General features: G+C 65.0%; 12 protein-coding genes. 4 read left to right on the top strand and 8 right to left on the bottom strand.

What is annotated here, in order from left to right; all coding sequences use genetic code 11:
- Window positions 1-102 precede the first annotated feature (102 nt).
- Window positions 103-777, top strand: a complete 675-nt coding sequence (locus tag AC5JBD_RS10925) for a nuclear transport factor 2 family protein (RefSeq protein WP_495721826.1) — start codon at window positions 103-105, stop codon at window positions 775-777.
- 907 nt (window positions 778-1,684) lie between these two features.
- On the opposite strand, the gene AC5JBD_RS10920 is transcribed toward AC5JBD_RS10925, so the two are convergent.
- On the bottom strand, window positions 1,685-2,914 hold the full coding sequence (locus AC5JBD_RS10920; RefSeq protein ID WP_495721825.1) for an NF038122 family metalloprotease: 1,230 nt from the start codon (window positions 2,912-2,914) through the stop codon (window positions 1,685-1,687).
- Window positions 2,915-3,311: 397 nt separating this feature from the next.
- Between AC5JBD_RS10920 and AC5JBD_RS10915 the strand changes: the two genes are divergently transcribed.
- Together AC5JBD_RS10915 and AC5JBD_RS10910 are read left to right on the top strand one after the other, a co-directional pair.
- Window positions 3,312-4,808: a flippase gene (locus AC5JBD_RS10915; RefSeq protein WP_495721824.1), complete on the top strand. Its 1,497-nt coding sequence runs from the start codon at window positions 3,312-3,314 to the stop codon at window positions 4,806-4,808.
- A 124-nt stretch (window positions 4,809-4,932) separates the two neighbouring features.
- Window positions 4,933-5,709 (top strand): hypothetical protein, encoded by a 777-nt coding sequence (locus AC5JBD_RS10910; protein WP_495721823.1) that lies wholly within the window; start codon window positions 4,933-4,935, stop codon window positions 5,707-5,709.
- On the opposite strand, the gene AC5JBD_RS10905 is transcribed toward AC5JBD_RS10910, so the two are convergent.
- The 6 genes from AC5JBD_RS10905 to AC5JBD_RS10880 all read right to left on the bottom strand — a co-directional run bounded on the left by AC5JBD_RS10905 (window position 5,706) and on the right by AC5JBD_RS10880 (window position 13,917).
- On the bottom strand, window positions 5,706-8,264 hold the full coding sequence (locus AC5JBD_RS10905) for an AMP-binding protein (protein ID WP_495721822.1): 2,559 nt from the start codon (window positions 8,262-8,264) through the stop codon (window positions 5,706-5,708). The genes AC5JBD_RS10910 and AC5JBD_RS10905 overlap by 4 nt on opposite strands.
- Window positions 8,261-8,917, bottom strand: a complete 657-nt coding sequence (locus AC5JBD_RS10900; protein ID WP_495721821.1) for a class I SAM-dependent methyltransferase — start codon at window positions 8,915-8,917, stop codon at window positions 8,261-8,263. Before AC5JBD_RS10900 ends, AC5JBD_RS10905 begins: the two co-directional genes overlap by 4 nt.
- A complete protein-coding gene (locus AC5JBD_RS10895) occupies window positions 8,907-10,556 on the bottom strand; it encodes an O-antigen ligase family protein (RefSeq protein ID WP_495721820.1) in 1,650 nt (549 codons plus the stop codon). The genes AC5JBD_RS10900 and AC5JBD_RS10895 overlap by 11 nt, the downstream gene beginning before the upstream one ends.
- Before the next feature lie 3 nt (window positions 10,557-10,559).
- The gene (locus AC5JBD_RS10890; protein ID WP_495721819.1) at window positions 10,560-11,777 is read right to left on the bottom strand and encodes a Coenzyme F420 hydrogenase/dehydrogenase, beta subunit C-terminal domain; all 1,218 of its coding nucleotides are present in this window, start codon (window positions 11,775-11,777) and stop codon (window positions 10,560-10,562) included.
- Complete coding sequence (locus AC5JBD_RS10885) at window positions 11,774-12,964, bottom strand: polysaccharide pyruvyl transferase family protein (protein WP_495721818.1); 1,191 nt, start codon at window positions 12,962-12,964, stop codon at window positions 11,774-11,776. The genes AC5JBD_RS10890 and AC5JBD_RS10885 overlap by 4 nt, the downstream gene beginning before the upstream one ends.
- Before the next feature lie 62 nt (window positions 12,965-13,026).
- Window positions 13,027-13,917, bottom strand: coding sequence for an EpsD family peptidyl-prolyl cis-trans isomerase (locus tag AC5JBD_RS10880; RefSeq protein ID WP_495721817.1), 891 nt, complete (start codon window positions 13,915-13,917; stop codon window positions 13,027-13,029).
- A gap of 197 nt (window positions 13,918-14,114) precedes the next feature.
- Here AC5JBD_RS10880 and welK point away from each other — a divergent pair, with 197 nt between their 5' ends.
- On the top strand, window positions 14,115-15,137 hold the full coding sequence (welK, locus tag AC5JBD_RS10875; RefSeq protein WP_495721816.1) for a beta-1,4-glucuronosyltransferase WelK: 1,023 nt from the start codon (window positions 14,115-14,117) through the stop codon (window positions 15,135-15,137).
- Here welK and AC5JBD_RS10870 read toward each other — a convergent pair.
- Complete coding sequence (locus tag AC5JBD_RS10870) at window positions 15,134-16,075, bottom strand: glycosyltransferase family 2 protein (protein ID WP_495721815.1); 942 nt, start codon at window positions 16,073-16,075, stop codon at window positions 15,134-15,136. The genes welK and AC5JBD_RS10870 overlap by 4 nt on opposite strands.
- Window positions 16,076-16,078: the final 3 nt, after the last annotated feature.

Below are 16,078 nucleotides of genomic sequence, written 5' to 3'. Positions count from 1 at the left end.
AAGAAAGGCCCGACCGTCTGCCCCTCAACCCCGCGTGTTCGTCCAGTCGTCACCGTGCCCTCCTCAAGAGCCTTATGGTGTGGAATTGTACCTGCGGAGGCAATGGCGCTGTTGGCTGCGTCTGATAGGCGCCGCGTTCCCCTTATCCAGAGCGTCGCCCTCTCGCGTTTTTACCGGGACCAGGAAATGTGGCGCGGCGCGGTCGGAGAGGTCGTATATCTCGTCAATGTGATGTGGCCATTGCCCCACTACATGCGTGACAATGGCGCGACCTCGGTACGCGGTATCTTTCACTTTCACGCCCGGGCCTCTAAACATAGGCACATCAATGGCGTAAAGGGAAAGAACGTGGAACCAAGCTCCGATTTGCAGAGCGTGGCCGATCGGCAAGCGGTTCGGGATGTGCACGACGAATATTACCTCCGGCTCGAATTCAATGACTTCGAGGGGTTGCTTGACCTCTTCACCGACGACGCTGTCTACGAGGTGTCTCCACGGGAGCATCTCGGACGGGAGGAGGTCGCTGCGACGCTATCCCAAGCGCCGCACGGCACCTATCTTTGCGGCGGATTGCGGATCATGGTTGATGGCGACACGGCCGAGACGGTGCAGAGCTACGCATTTCTGGGCGACGACGAGCACACATCCAACAGCGGCTGGTACTATCGAACCCTCATCCGCACGGACGCGGGATGGAAGATCTTGCGGACACGCACGCAGATCCACAAGCGCAGCCTGTTTGCCCGTATGTTGCCTCCCACGGAATTCGCCGGGTGAAGAGTGGGTCCAGCGTCGGCGTCTTGTCTTCAAATACGATCTAACCGAAAGGTATGAAGAGCTCCGGATTGCGATGATAGAGGCGAAGCTTCACTCATCGCGCCAAGGTCCCCGCGTCGCGCTCCGTCAGAAGACGCTCCTCGGCCAGCCAAGATCGCGCTTGATCAACCTGCGCCCAGTGCTCTCCCTAGTCGCGATCCACAGCGCCGTGACAACGCATGAAATCGTCGAGGTAATCAGGACTGTCGGGTCGGCAATGCGGGGCAGCTTTGTGTCTGCAGCAGCGCATGGTCCGACTCATGGTCCGCTGTTCGGCTGCGACCTGCGTCAGAGCCCGTACGGCGCCGTCCGCTAGCATCAAAGACCGCGTATGATATCAACGATTCTTGAAGCCAGCCTGCGCCTGTACCGCTCGGCAGCGCTCTGATTTTCACTAGCAGCGAAACTCGCTATGCATCAGCTGAACGGCCGATGCCTGCGGAGGCGCCGCTTCACTAAAAAGTGGGAAAGCGGGTCGACGCTAGAAATTTAGCTGCGCAAGCGATGGATGTCGGGGGCCCCGCACTCGGTGAGTCATGCGCAACCGACATCGGATCGCGTTGCGGCGATCAGTTCCGCCTCATCAAGCGCAGGTTCCACGCGCCGCCGACATCCGAAGCCCGTATATTGATGGACGGCCTCGATCATCAAAGAGCGGGCAGAAAGCAGGTGCTATGCAGGCAATAGGGCAAAAATCTGCCGCGGCGCTTTCGACTCTAATATGGGCGAATGAACGGAAGGTGATTCCGAGCTACGGCGGCAGCATTGCCCGCTCAACGGCCAAACGAGAAATTCGTAGATCCGCGGGCAAAAAAAGAGGAGCCGCGGACTCCGGTCCGCGGCTCCTCCGGTTCTCGAGCTCAAGCGATCAGGCGATCGCCATCGCGCCCTTCGACTGACGGCGCTGGGCACGACGCATCGTGAAGCCGACCATGCCGAAGCCGGCGATCAGCATCGCCCAGGTGGTGGGCTCCGGCACCGCCGCGAGGTTCTGAACCGCGGCCGAGGTCATGAGAAAGTCTTTGTTGCGGAGCACGTCGAAGCGCAGGTCCCAGCCCATCGCGTCGAACGCGGCGAGGTCGGTGCCGGTGATCTCACCCAGCTGCCCGAGGCAGAAGGTCGGATCCATGATGCCGATCTGGCCGCTGCAATTCGGGTTCTTCGCATCCTTGAAGTGCGAAGCCTGCTGGCCGTCACCGTAGTTGCGCCCGGTCGACATCAGCGAGCGGCCGTTGAACTGGCTCGCGCCGCCGTCGATCGAGAAATAAGCCGGCGAGTTGACCGCGAAGTCGAGCACCGGACCGGTGCCCGGCGCCACACCGGTCGGATCGTTGCTGTAACGGAACAGGTCGAGCGCCGAGAAGATGCCCGCCGCGCCGTTGGCGTTTACGTTGTTCAAGTTCACGTTGGCGGGGTTGTCGTAGACGTCGACGCCGCTGGTGAAGCCGAGGGCGTGGCCGATCTCGTGGATCGCAACGCCGACGAAGTCCATCTGGTTCGCCGCGATGCCGTCGCTGGCATCGAAGTCGAACGCGAAGTTGCTGCTGAAGGTGACGTTGCCGTCCAGCCCGTTCGGATTGCTCGCCCCGTAATTGATCGTATAACCGAGCGCCTTCAGGTTGGCGGTGTTGACGCCCAGGAACAGGTTGTTCGCCGAGTTGTCATTGTCCCATGCCCGCTTGGTCACGTCGATGCCGGCGCGCGTCGCGTCGGTGTCGTAACCGCTGGTGATCATGGAGATGCCGCCGACCGCGGAGAGCGGCGACAGGTTGGTGACGGCGGTCGTGTCGAGGGCGGTCTTGGCGTCGGCCGCCATCGCGGCATAGACCTGGGAGGTGGCCACCGTGCCGCGGGTGCTGCCGGTGGAACCGATCACGCCCGCAGAGAGCGCAGCATAGTCAACGCCGAGGTTGATCGTGATGTTGTCCCGCAACATGTATTCCCAGAAGGCCGCAGCTTCACGGAAGCCCTTCTCGGCAGCGGTCCCCGCGACGCGACCGTTCGTGTCGAAGAGATTGATGGTGACCGCGTTGGCGGCAGTAGGCATGAGACAGGCAATGGCAGCGGCCCCGAGAAGGGCGCGAGTGATACGGCGCATGTGAGTTCCCCTCCGACTGAATAATCGCAATCTCGGAAGGCGAGTCGGCGCCTCCCCCAGGCCCCCTAGGTGAACGGATTGTTCATAACAGTCAACAAACTATTAACGATTGTTTCCAAGAATCCCAAATAGATACACTTTCAAACGAATATTGTTAACGCCGATTGGGGGTGCAACCACTCCACCATAGGATCACCTAGTGGCTGGATCCTCGCCATAGCTGCCTGGATACCTGCACGGCATCGAAGCCCGAGGAAAATGGCGAACGCCCGACCAAGCCTGCAGGCGACACCAATTTGCCTGCCCCGCGCGCCAAAGCGGTCGTTCGGAAGAGCGGGTCGAGCACTGTCGTTCAACGTATAGCATCTTGCAGCGTTTGCTCTTAGCACACCGGCTTATGGCAAATGCTGGGGTAAGGGACACAAGTGGCAGCAAGAGCATAGGACGCAACGCTGGGTATAACCTGGCGGGCGCCGTCATCCCGCTGACCCTCTCTCTCGTCACCGTACCCGTCTACCTGAAGCTTGTCGGGACGGATCGGTATGGGGTGCTGGCGATTGCCTGGATCATGCTCGGTTATCTCGGGCTCTTTGATCTCGGTTTGGGACGCGCAACGGCTTTTCGGATCGCCGCCCTTCGGGACGCTCCCGCGGAGGAGAGGGCCACAACACTTTGGACGGCCATCATCGTCAATCTTGGCCTCGGCCTTATAGGGGCTGCGATCCTGTGGGCGGCAGCGCACTGGTTCTTCTCGGATGTCTTCAAGGTGGAGCCGCGGATTCGACCCGAGATCATTGCAGGCGTGCCGTTCCTCGCCATGACGGTGCCGGTCGCCACAATGACCGGCGTGTTGACTGGGGCACTGCAGGGCCGCGAGCAATTCCTGCGGACCAACACCGTTTCCGTGACGTCGACGGTGCTGTTCCAGCTGTTCCCGCTCGGCGTCGCGTGGGCGATGGGCCCCTACCTCCCACGCCTTCTCCTCGCCGCCCTCGCCGCCCGCCTGATCGCGATCGTGATCCTGTGCGCGATGTGTCACGCCGAAGTGACGCGCGATCATCCCGTCCGGATTGAGAAGGCGCGGATAAAGGAGCTGCTCAGCTTCGGCGGATGGATATCCCTTACCTCCTTCGTGGGCGCGATGCTCCTCGTCACGGATCGCTTTCTAATCGGGGCGGTGCTCGGCGCCGTGGCCGTGACCCTCTATTCGATACCCTTCCAGCTGGCCCAGCGCATGGCCATCGTTCCATCGGCGCTGACGACAGCACTCTTTCCGCGACTTTCCGCGGCGCCTCCGGAGGAGCAGGAACGGCTCGGCCGCCTCGCTTTTCGGACATTGGCAGCCTTGATGACGTTTCCGGTGCTAGGCGGTGTCCTTCTGATCGGCCCATTCCTTGAGCTTTGGGTCGGCCGCGACATCGGCGGCCAGGCGGCGCCGGTCGCCCGCCTTTTGCTCATCGGATTCTGGATCAACGCGTTCGCGCTGCTTCCACTGACCCGGCTTCAGGCGAGAGGGCGCCCTGACCTCGTCACCAAATGCCATCTTCTTGAGCTCGCTCCCTATCTCGCGGGCCTGACGCTGGCGATGAAGCTATATGGACTTGTCGGTTGCGCGGTCATGTTCGGACTACGCTGCCTTCTCGATCTCCTGCTCCTTTCTTGGATGCAAGACCGACGCATTGGCGGCCTGGCGATCCTCGCGCCAAACCTTGCTTTGCTCGCGCTTGCTGCCGCCCTTTCACAACGCACCGAGCCGTTCGAGCCCCTTTGGTTGGGAGGATCGGCTCTCCTCTTGGCCAGCACCGCGGCGCTGGGTCTCGCATCGCTGCCGATTCATATTCGCGAGAAGCTTGTAGGCCTGCTCGTAAGCCGCTCGTCCTCCAGAGGCATTTGAAGGCGGAGTTCATCTCGACTACGGAGTGATCGCTCCAGAATCGTCGCCAGTCGCAATCAACCCTCCAGCATCATAGACTCAAACCCCTGCGCTGCCCACAGCTAACAAAGACGATAGCTAACCCATGGACTCAAAGCTCGCCGCCGCCGCAGCCGTCAACGATCATGAGGTCCTTCATCGATGCCTGTTCGCGTCGCCGGACATCGCTCGCGGCGCATTGGCTTTGCGCACCTACGAAGGCTTTCGCTCCGCCGGCGCGGCCTATAACCGTGCGCTAGAGGAGACCGATGCCGACGTTTTGATTCTGCTTCATCAAGATGTCTACCTCCCGCGCGGCTATCTCGCCAAGCTTGAAGCGGCGCTCCACCGCCTCGACGAGGTCGCCCCAGCCTGGGCGGTAGCAGGCGTCGTTGGCGCTGACGAAGACGGGCTGCTACACGGCCGCGTCTGGTCGACAGGCATTGGCAAAGTCATCGGGGGCCACGGCACTCTTCCCGCGCGAGTAAAGACGCTCGACGAGATGATCCTGTTTGTCAGAACCTCGACTGGTGTGCGCTTTGATGAAGGCTTGCCTGGCTTCCACCTTTATGCAGCCGACATCATTGAGATCGCCGCGGTGCAAGGCTACAGCACGTGGGTCATCGATGCGCCAGCCGTTCACCACAGCCGCCCGGTGATCAATTTGGACGGCGGCTACAAGCAGGCCTGGTACTATCTTCGTCGCAAATGGCGGGATCGGTTGCCGATCCAAAACCTCGTTTGTGCGATCACATCGTCCCCGCTGACGGTAATTGAGAAAGATATTCGCATCCGCGTCAAGCATCGCGGACGCGCACGCCGCGGTGCGATGGCCCCCGAAGATCCAGCCGCCATCGCCGCCCGCCTTGGCTTCGAAAGCTAACCGGCGCGGACCCTCCTCGTCCGCCGTACAATTTTTAACACGAGCCAGTGGAAGATCAGGCCCGACGCCACGCCGATGACGATCTTCGTGAGCTCCAGGCTCCGGTCGATATGCTCGTTGATTGCGTAGATCGGCAGGCCGTGGACCACGTAAATTGAGAAGCTGGCGGCGGCGAGCGGGATCAGCGCGCGCCGCAGCAGCGCCGGGATAGGGATGCGCGGCACGAACAGGAGCAGGCCCATCCCTGCCACCAGCCAGGTGAGCCTGTAGAGCTTGTCCGAAGCGATCCAGCCGGGGAATGAAACCAGTCCGCCGTTCAACGCCGCGAACAGCAGGGTGGCCGCGGCGATGCCGAGCTTCGCGCGCAGGCTGCCGGCGAAATAGGCGCACCAGCCGAGGGCGACGAGAAAGAAGAGCTGGTCGACGCTGCGGCCGCCGAGCGGCGCATGATCGAACAGCAAAGGCCCTGCGAGCCGCATCGCGACCGCGAGCCCGAGCAGCACCAGGCCGAACTGGAAGGGCTGCGTTGCCGCGAGCCGCCGGGCGGCCGGCAGCCAGGAGATGAAGCCGACCAGCAGGAAACAATGGAGCAGGGTCTCGATGAACCAGAAGGGCTCCAGGATCGATCCGAACCGTCCCTCGAACACGCTCGCCATGACGAAGGAGCTGGCCGGCGGGTCCTCACGCACGATCGCGAAGGCGACGATAATCAGATAGACCGGCAAGACGACGCGCAGCGCGAAGCTGCCGATCGCCTGCCAGAAGCGGCCCTCGACGAAGCGGCCCTGATTGAACCTCGCCATATTGAAGCCGGCCAGCATCAGCAGGGCCTCGGCGCCGCCACCGACTGCATAGCTGCTCGCATGATTAATCACGACCGCCAGGATCGCGAGCGCCCGTAGCAGGATCTCGCTGTCGATGCTCGATACGCGCACGGCGCGCGGTGCGCCCTCGGCCTTGGCCGCGAGCGCTTCCACGCTCATCCCCTCCCAGCCGCGCGGCAGGTGCCCCAGTCGCGTCTCGATCTCGCCGGCCAGCGTCACATAGACCAGGCTGTCGCCGCCGAGGCTGACGAAGCTGTCGGAGGGGGCGATGGGGCGTCCGGGAAAGGCGGCCGCGAACAAAGTGCCGAAATCGCTGTTTGGATCGACAGGCGCGGCGGCTCGACGGGCCTCGGCACGGGCGAGGATGGTCCGATAATCGACCTTGCCGGAGGAGAGGAGTGGGAGATCGGCCACCTGCTCGGCCTCGAACGCCTCGGCGGGCAGCGACAGCGCCTCGGCGAGCTTCCCCCGGACCGCCTCCGGCGGCAGATCGCCGAGATATGCGACGGCGACCAGCGTGTCATTGCCTGCCGCCGCACCTCGCAGGTGAAGGCGGGCGAGCTGCGCCTCCACTTCGTCGAGATTCACCCGCAGCCCGAACAATTTGGAGAAGCGGCTCTTGCGGCCGGTGATGCGGAAGAAGCCGCTCGGCTCGCGGACCGCGAGATCGCCGGTGCGCAGTTCCTCCAGCTCGCGGCCGCGGGCGAGATCCCCTTGCCCCTCGGCATAGCCGAGCATCACGTTCGGCCCGCGATAGACCAGCTCGCCCGCTTCGCCGGCCGCATCGATGGTGCGCCCCTCGTCATCGATCAGGCGCAGCTCTCCGGCGGGGATGGGAACGCCGATCGTCCGCTCATTCCCCTCCAGCCGCTCGGGCGGCACGTAGCTGATCCGGGCAGTGGCCTCAGTCTGCCCGTACATGACGAAGAAGCGCACGCCGCGCGAGCGCGCCCAATCGCCATAGCGGGTGACGAGCTCGGGCGGCAGTCGCCCGCCCGCCTGGGTCATGGTCCTCAGCGTCGGCAAGTCACGATCGCGAAAGCCAACCCGCTCCAGCAGCTCGTAGGTGTAGGGAACACCAGCGATGCTGGTTGCGCCATGGGCGTCGAAGAAGGTCCAGAAAGCGGGGTCGATCACCGATCGTTCCGTGAGCAGCAGGGCGGCCCCGGAGGCGAGGTGAGAGTTCAGGACCGAGAGGCCATAGCTGTAATGAAGCGGGAGCGACGTGATCGGCCGGTCTCCGGCGGCGATGCCGAGATAGGTGGCGATCGACCGTGCATTGGCATCAATATTGTTCGCGGACAGCCGCACCAGCTTGGTCGCGCCGGTTGTCCCTGATGTCGACAGCATCAGCGCTAGCTCCGGATGCAGCTCCCGCCCGCCCTCCCCCGTCGCATCGAGGCGCCACTCGCTGCCGTCCACGTGAAAGCGCCAGTTAGGCCGGTACGTCTCGACGAGGCGCCGGGCGCCGTCCGAACCGCCGCCGCTGAGGATGATTGGATGACCAGCGCGGAGTGCGCCGAGATAGGCGATCACGGCTTCGACCTGGTTCTCCGCCTCGATCAGCAGCAGCGACCGCTCGGCCCCCAACCGCTCTCCAAAGTCGTCGGCGCGCCGCGCCAGCTCGGCATAGGTCAGCGTCTCGCCGCTCTCGAGGATCAGGGCGGGGGCATCGCCGAATCGCTCCAGCCGCCGCGCGAAGAAGAGCAGGTCCTGCCCCTCCCGATTCACGGACGGCGGCCCTCCACCATCATCTGGGTCATGAACAGGTGTCGAAAGCGATTGCCGGTCAGCCGGTTCAGGAGCCGCGTCCGCCCGGCATTGGGCGTGATCGGCTCGATCGAGACGATCTGGAACCCGGCCGCCTCGAACATCTGGCGGTAGCTGGCCGGCGTGAACCAGCGCAGATGGGTGCGGTCCATCGCACCGCTTTCCTGATAGTCGAACCGGCCCGAGACCAGCGAGCGAACCACCCGCCAATGGGCGACGTTGGGCGAGCTGGCGAACACCTGCCCTCCCGGCCGAACGCACGCGGCGAGTGCCGTCAGGGCCCGCCACGGGTCGGTGAGATGCTCCAGCACCTCGCTGATGATCAATGCGTCGAATGAGCCGTGGAGCGGCGTCAGATCGAGCGTTTCGACATTCCCCTCGATCACTTCGGTCAGACGCTCCCGTGCCGCCGCCGCCGCCTTCGGGCTGAGCTCGATGCCGACGTATCGGCCGGCCTTGCCCGCCGCGAGCGCTGCCCCGCCGGTCCCGCCTGCGCCGCAGCCCAGCTCGAGCAGCGCCGAATTCGTGTCGGTCTTGAGCCGGGCGACGATATCGTGCCGGGCATTGGCGAAATAGGTGTCCGCCTTCCCCTCGTAGAGCTGCTCAACGCCCAACCGGCACCCCTCCCCTCGCCTCGAGGTCCCGCTTCACCTTGTAGGTGAGCGCCGCCACCATCCCCAGCACCATGAACATCGCCGAGTGGATGTCGTCCTGGGCGAGCACGCCCTTCACGATCACGAACACGGTCAGCATCACCGCGCAAGGCAGCAGCAGCTCGGCCTCCTTGCCCACGCTTTGCAGACCGTATTTCACCGCCTGCCAAATTCCGGTCATCACGAGCCCGTAGTAGACGAAGAAACCGAGCACGCCATATTCCAGCGCGATCGTCAGATAATAGCTGTCGATGGTCAGCGTGCCGCCGAGATTGGTGTGCCCGAGCGTCACCGCCCCCTCGCCGATGCCGTTGCCGACCGGGTTCTTGCCGATCTTGGGCCAGGCGGAGGCATATTGCTGCTTGCGCGCCTCGTTGCTCGCCTGCTGCGGACCGCCGCCCCACACCATCCGCCCGAGCCGCTGCCAGACCAGAGTCAACACGAAGAACAAACCGGCGAGGATCGGGTACGTGAGCACCACCAGCGGCGCGAACAGATTCTCTCGCCGCCGCATCCAAGTCTTCAGCCCCCAGAGCAGCAGGTAGAGCATCAGCGAGGCGAAGAAGGCGATCACGCCGAGCCGCGAATCGGTGCCGCTGATCACCCAAAAGGAATAAGGCAGGTAGGCGATGATCGCCAGGCGCAGCAGCGCCGACCTCGCAGTGGCGAGGAAATAAAGGAAGAAGGGCGTTGTGTAGCCGAGGAACTCGGCGAAATTGAGCGAGGTACCAAAGGTCGACTGCAGCCGATAGATGCCCGACGCGAAGCGGCGGCCGCCGGCGAGGATCGCAAGTACGCGCTCGTCCTCGATCGCCAGAAAGGACGGGATCTCCCCTCCCCAGAGGACTTGCTGCCTTCGCAGCTCGGGAATGGCGAGAAATGCCAGCAGAACGGCCATGGCGCAGAACAAGGTGGCCCACAGGCGCGGCCGCCCCGGCTTCATGAAAATGCAGGCAGAGACAAAGAAGATCGTCGTCCAGGCGAATTGTGCGTCGAGGAACTTGTTGAACGAGTTGCCGAGCCGTCCCGACAGCGGCAGGGTCAGAGTCTGGATTATGATGAATGCCACCATCAACCGCAGCAGCCACGGGCTCGCCGAAAACACCTGAGTGATGCGGCCGCGGAAGCTCGGAGACGTCGACAGGCTCATTAGAAAGACCAGGCAGAGCGGCGCCGCCCAGAGTCGTATCATCGTGATCCACGGCAGGCCCGGCAGCTCGACGGCAAGGTAATTCGGCCAGAGGAACAGGCTGATGAAGACGGCGAAGAAGAGCCGCTCGATGGCCGCTTCCGGATAGGACTCGCTCTCCGGCAGGGCCCAGACGACGAGTGCCCCCATGAGGAGGATCGGCAACGCCATGTAAAGATACCAGGCAACCGGGAAGATCGAGACGAGGAAGCCGTAGATGAAGCCGATGAAGCCAATCGCGGTGAGCAGGCGGCGCCGACGCTTCTTTTCCTCGCGGCGCGTGCGGACCGGGCGATAAGGCGCGAGGACGGGCGGCGCCTGCTCCGGGTTCAGGCGAGCCTTGATCCAGCCGGCGAGGCGCCGGGGGAGCGAAGTGCCGAGCGCGCGGATCGGGGCGAGCACGGTTGCCATCGCTCAGCGCTTGCCCATGACGATGCGGCGGCCCATGCCGAGGAAGCTCTTCAGCGTCTCGCCGAAGCCCGCGCGGCGGGCGGCGGCGGGAACTGCGACGCCGCGATAATCCGGCCACGGCTGGGCGGTCGCGGCGAGGGCAGCCACGCGCGAGGCGATCAGCCGCTTCCGCCGCGCCTGCGACGGCTGCATCAGGTCGATGTCGCGGAGCGGGCAGGCCTCGGTCTCGATCCGGCCGGCGCGGCGGGCGCTCTCGACTAGCGCGCTGCCGGCGTCGCTGCGGGCGATCACCAGGCTGCGACCGTCCGTCTCCTCGAATTGCGGGTAGCCGCTCTCGTCACCGTACCAGGCGTCGGCGCAGGCAATGTCGGCGGTGCCGCCGACCGCGTCGGGGCAGATCTTGCAGCGGAACTGGACGTGCTTCGACAGCCGGCCGCCCCAGCTGTCGGCATAGCTCATCCGCTCGCTCGATCCGTCGCGGCGGGTGGCGGTGGCGTAGCCGGGCCAGCCGTCGCCGCGATATTTGAAGTCGGCAAGGTCCGCCTTGGCGACGCCCAGATCGTCGAGGATCTGCTGAGTGCCGCGATGGCTGGGAATGCCGCCACAGAAGAAGGACAGCACGACCGGAAAGCGCTCCGCGACCCGGGAGTCCAGTTCGCCCAGGCGGCGCAAGGCTGACACGTCACAGGGCTTGCCGACGAAGGCGAAGCTCTTGTCCTCGTCGAGCAGATCGCCAACGAAGGCGAGCGGCGAGGACGGCGAATAGCGGGAGCCGGCGCTGGCGGCGATCTCCTCGCCGCTGGAGGAGCGGCGGATGGCGGTGCGGGTCGGGTCGTCCGCGGCGCCGACCTGAATGACTTCATCGACTAGGCCGGTCTCCAGCGCATGCGCCAGAAGAGCCGAGATCATTCCCCCGGAAGACGCCGCAAACCGCAGCTCCGGGTCTGTTGAATTGCCCGTGCTGATCGACTGATGCGGGCCCCAGAAGGGGTCGCAATCGCTCTTGTCGTTCCAACCGGCAACCGCCGAGCCGGGGCAGCCATGGGCCACCGCCCGCTCCGCCTCCGCCGAGAGCGGCGCATGCTGATGGGGCCGATTATAGCCCTTCACAGACTCCTCGATCGTAATCGCGCCGCCGCTGACGCCCGCGCACATGCCGCAGCCGGAGCAGAGGTCGCCGGCAAGCACGCGCTTCAGGGTAGGTGAACTGACTGCATTCACGCCGCCTTCCTCCGGCCGGCAGCAACGCCGCCGAGGAAAAGGTCGAGCTCCGCCCGATAGACATCGAGCTTGGCGTCCACGGTTCGCAAGCCTGCCTCAATCTCCTCGCGCAGCGCGTCGCGGCGGTCCAGCGCACGGGTGAGATAAGCCAGAGCTTCCTCGGTCGAGAGCCCCTTCACAGGAACGCCATGCCGATAGCCGAGCACGCCTTCGAACAGGCCGCTGAACTTGCGGCTATAGGCGACCGGGATGACTGGAACGCCGCTCGAATAAGCGGCGATGCACGCATGCATTCTCCCGCCCACGAGGAGGTCGAGGCCCGAAATGTAGGACTTGGCTTCGCTCGGCGAGGCGAAGTCGGGCACACGCTCCGCCTTCGGGAATTCGCGGGCGAGAAGGTCGGCGACGCGGCCGTCATCGTCCACGGGAAGGTCGGCCGAAACGACATGGGTGATGAGCTTCACCGCCACATCGTCACGCCTCGAGAGAGCAGTCAGATAGCCGCGCATCAGCGCCGCATAGTCGACCTCGAGCCCATATTGGTTGCCGCCGCCATAGCCGCCGTTGAACAACAGGCCCGAGACGTTGATACCGATCTCGATCGGGCCACCAGCGCGGGACCGCCGCGTGAACGGCAGCGCGAAGGCGACATCGATCGCCTCCCGAAGCCGCGTTTTGCGGGCAAGCTCGCTCGCCGCCTGAAAGGAGAGTGGATCGCGCGCCAGCACCACCTGCGCCCGATCCATGATATAGCCCGCCAGCTTGCGCCACGGCTCACCCTCGAACGGGCCGATCGTCTGAGGGCTCATCAGCAGCGGCAGCCCGCGGGTCACCGCGAGGAATTTCGTGAGCCAGAGATAGCCGAAGCGCTTGGGTCCGTAGATTTCGGCGAAGCTGTCGCCCGCGCCGATGTCGACGACGCAATCGAGCGCGCGCAGCGTTCGCCAATAACCCGATGGCGACCCCATGAAGCGCCCATCGATATCAAGCGCCTCGACGTCCGGCTCGCGGACATAGACGGGGCTCGCCTCGCGCGGCCCCAGCACCGTGAGATGGGGCCGCAGCCCGAGCCGGCCGCACGCCTCCCGGATCAATGCGATATTGCTGACCGTGAGCGCCCCGACGCCGAGATTGCCGGACCGGACCGAATGCCACAGGAGGCCAATATTGATCGCCTGGTCCGTCATTCACGCGTTCCGGTCGCAATCTGCTCGCGCCGCGGGCGCGAGCCGCCGCGACGAGAGCTGGGTCAGGTTCCTGCGGCGGCCTTCGTCGGAGCTGCCGGCTGCGCCCCGGCAGGCGGCCCGAAGCCCTCCTGATATTTGATCGTCTTGCGGGCCTCCTCGAGCCTGCCCTTCAGCTCGCGCTCGGTCGCCTGCTGCATGCGCTGGTTCTGGACGAGGTTCATCGCATAGTTGATCGCATCCTCACCTTCGAACGGCACCACCTGCACGCCGGTGATGCGGCTCGCGACGATCGAACCCTGCTGGGGCACGACGAAGATCTCGCCCTCGGGGAGACGGAGCATCTGCCGGATCAGCTCCGGATTGGTGCCGATCGTATCGAGCCGGGTCGCGCCGCGGCGATACTGGATCCGATCCTGGATGAGCTGCTGCTCGACCTGCTCCATCGTCTTGAGCGGCTCGAGGTTCTTGACCTTGTTCATGTCGGCCGGCGTGGCGAACTGAATCTGATCGAGCTGGAAGACCTTCCGCTGCGCGAAAAAGTCCGGGTTCGCCCGCATATAGGCTTCGGCATCCTCGCGCGTCGCCGGCGGGAGGCGCGACGCGATGTCTGACCTCAGCATCTGCACCAGCAGGTTCTCGTTCGCTCGGCGCTGCTGCATCAGGAAGCTCGGCGACTTGTCGATGCCGCGCTCGCGGGCAATGTCGGCGAGAATCTGCCGGCCGATCACGGCCTGGAGCGCCGCCTGTTCGACCTGCTTGCGCTGCTCGCCCTCCGGCAGGTTCACGCCCATCAGCTCGGCATTGAGCTGGTGAACGGTCACGTCCTTCCCATTTACGGTCGCCACCGTCTGGCCCTTGGCGAGAGGCTCGCCGCCCCCGCCGCCTTCACCCTCGCTGCCACCACAGCCTGCAAGCAGCAATGCCGCCGTAATCAGAGACGCCTTGACGCGCATCCTCTTGATCTCCCACCCGCTTCTTTCCTGAAAACCGGGCCATAGCCATTCGGTCGCAATTGGTAAAATGGATTCAGGCGTCGCCGCGCCGAGCGGCGAACTATGTGCAGGCGGGGCACAGATGGAGCGGCTAGTGTTGCCGAACCGGGCGGGCTAGAGCGCCGGGCTCATTCGGACGGATCGAACGGGGGTTCCGCGTGGAAAGCAAAGGGTTTCGCCTGTGCCTGGCTGGCTCGGGCGGCGGCCATGTGCGGCAGCTGCTGGACCTGGAACCGGTCTGGTCGGCCCATGATTATTTCTTCGTCACCGAAGAGAGCGCGCTCGGCGAGAGCATCGCCAGCGACCATCCGGCGCGGTTCGTCGATCATTACAGCTTTGGACAACTGCGGCTCGGCAAGCCGTTCAAGATGCTGCGCGCGATGATTCGCAACCTCGTCCAGTCGATCGAGATCCTCCGGCAGGAGAAGCCGAGCGTCATCCTGACGACGGGGGCAGGCGCGGTGTTCTGGATCGCCCTGCTCGGCCGGCTCAGCGGAGCCAAGGTGATCCTGGTCGAATCCTTCGCCCGCTTCGAAGCGCCGTCCAAATTCGGGCGCATGGTGAAACCGTTCGCGACCGACGTCATCGCCCAGTCGGAGCAATTGAAGGAGCGCTGGCCGGACGCTCTGGTGTTCGATCCGTTCAGGAGGCTGGAGGCGGCACGGCCGCCGAAGAAGCCGCTGGTCCTTGCGACGGTCGGCGCGACCCTGCCCTTCGACCGCATGACCGGCGGCGTGGTCGATCTCGCGAGGAGCGGCGCGATCACGGAGGAGGTGATCCTGCAGACCGGAATCGGCAGCAAGGCGGCTGCTGAGGCGGAGCGGGTCCGCGCCTTTCCGGCGCTCAGCTTCGAGGAGATGAAGGCGATCCTGCGCGATGCCGACATCGTCGTGACCCACGGCGGGACCGGCTCGCTCATCACCGCGCTGCGCGAAGGGTGCCGCGTGGTGGCGATGCCGCGCCAGTTCGCCCGGGGCGAGCATTATGACGACCATCAGTTCGAGATCACCACCGCGTTCGCCGACCGCGGGCTGATCGAGGTGGCCGTCGAGCAGGACGATCTTGGCCCGGCGATCGAGCGGGCGCGGCAGAAGGTGCCACCCATGGCGACCACGGATCCGAGCGCGCTGATCGGCTGGCTGAAGGCCCGGCTGGCGCATTACGCCGCGCTCCAAGCTTAGCCTTCGGGAGGCCGGTTCCAGCTCTCCGACCCGGCCGTCGCGCTGCCTGCGCGCTGGCGGAGCATCTCGCGGGCACGAAAGGCGCGGATACCGATCAGCACGCCGATGCCGCGTAGGCGGTTGGCGAAGCCCGGCAGGCGCGGCGAGGTCAGCACCATGCCGATATGCGGAACCGCGGACGCCAGCACCATCGCCGAGCGGGCCGCCCAGCCGAGATCGGAGCCGCCGCTCTGGCGATGCAGGACGAGCGAATGGGCCACATGGCGGCGCCACTTGGTCTCGAGCTCGGCCCTGGTGGTGCGTGCGGGATGATAGACGATCATGTCGGGCCGGTACATGGCCGGGTGACCGGCGGCGCGGGCACGCCGGCCCCAGTCCATATCCTCGGCGGTGTGGATGCCGCCGAACGGCCCGACGATGTCGAACACACCCCGGCGCATGGCGAGGTTGCCGGTGCCCGAATAGCCGTGGCGGCCGATGTAAAGCTTCTGACGGTAGGCGAAGACCGCCTCATAGGCTTCGAGCGGCGTCAGATGCTTGTCATCACCGAAGTCGATCCGCACGTCGCCGCCGACCACGCCCGTGCTGCCTTCGGCCGTCAGACCGGCGACCGCCGCCGAGATCCAGCCCGGATCCGCCCGGCAGTCGGCGTCGATGAAGGCGAGCAGCGCGCCAGATGAAGCCGCGATGCCGCAATTGCGCGCTGGGCCAGGGCCAGGCGTGGGCTCGGCCAGCAGCGTCGCGTGTGGAAAGCCGAGCGCCGCCAGATCCGGCAGCTCGCGCGAGCCGTTGTCGACGACGATGATCTCAGTCCGCTCGGCCGGCCAGTCCTGCGCTGCCAGTGACTGGAGGCAGGTGCGCAGGAAGTCCGGCTGGTTGAGGTGCGGAATGATGACGCTGACCAGCGGGCACGCGCCACGCTCCGCCCGCTCGTTCACCGC

The sequence above is a fragment of the Allosphingosinicella sp. genome, from assembly GCF_059502505.1.
The sequence above is the reverse complement of the archived record's forward strand: the minus strand, read 5'-3'. Positions and strand labels throughout refer to the sequence as shown.

Excerpts from the sequence above, each read along its gene's own strand:
- AC5JBD_RS10885 (WP_495721818.1), bottom strand. The coding sequence starts at position 12,964 with ATGACGGACCAGGCGATCAATATTGGCCTCCTGTGGCATTCGGTCCGG.
- AC5JBD_RS10880 (WP_495721817.1), bottom strand. The coding sequence starts at position 13,917 with ATGCGCGTCAAGGCGTCTCTGATTACGGCGGCATTGCTGCTTGCAGGC.
- AC5JBD_RS10895 (WP_495721820.1), bottom strand. The coding sequence starts at position 10,556 with ATGGCAACCGTGCTCGCCCCGATCCGCGCGCTCGGCACTTCGCTCCCC.
- AC5JBD_RS10925 (WP_495721826.1), top strand. The coding sequence starts at position 103 with ATGGCGCTGTTGGCTGCGTCTGATAGGCGCCGCGTTCCCCTTATCCAG.
- AC5JBD_RS10920 (WP_495721825.1), bottom strand. The coding sequence starts at position 2,914 with ATGCGCCGTATCACTCGCGCCCTTCTCGGGGCCGCTGCCATTGCCTGT.
- AC5JBD_RS10910 (WP_495721823.1), top strand. The coding sequence starts at position 4,933 with ATGGACTCAAAGCTCGCCGCCGCCGCAGCCGTCAACGATCATGAGGTC.
- AC5JBD_RS10915 (WP_495721824.1), top strand. The coding sequence starts at position 3,312 with ATGGCAAATGCTGGGGTAAGGGACACAAGTGGCAGCAAGAGCATAGGA.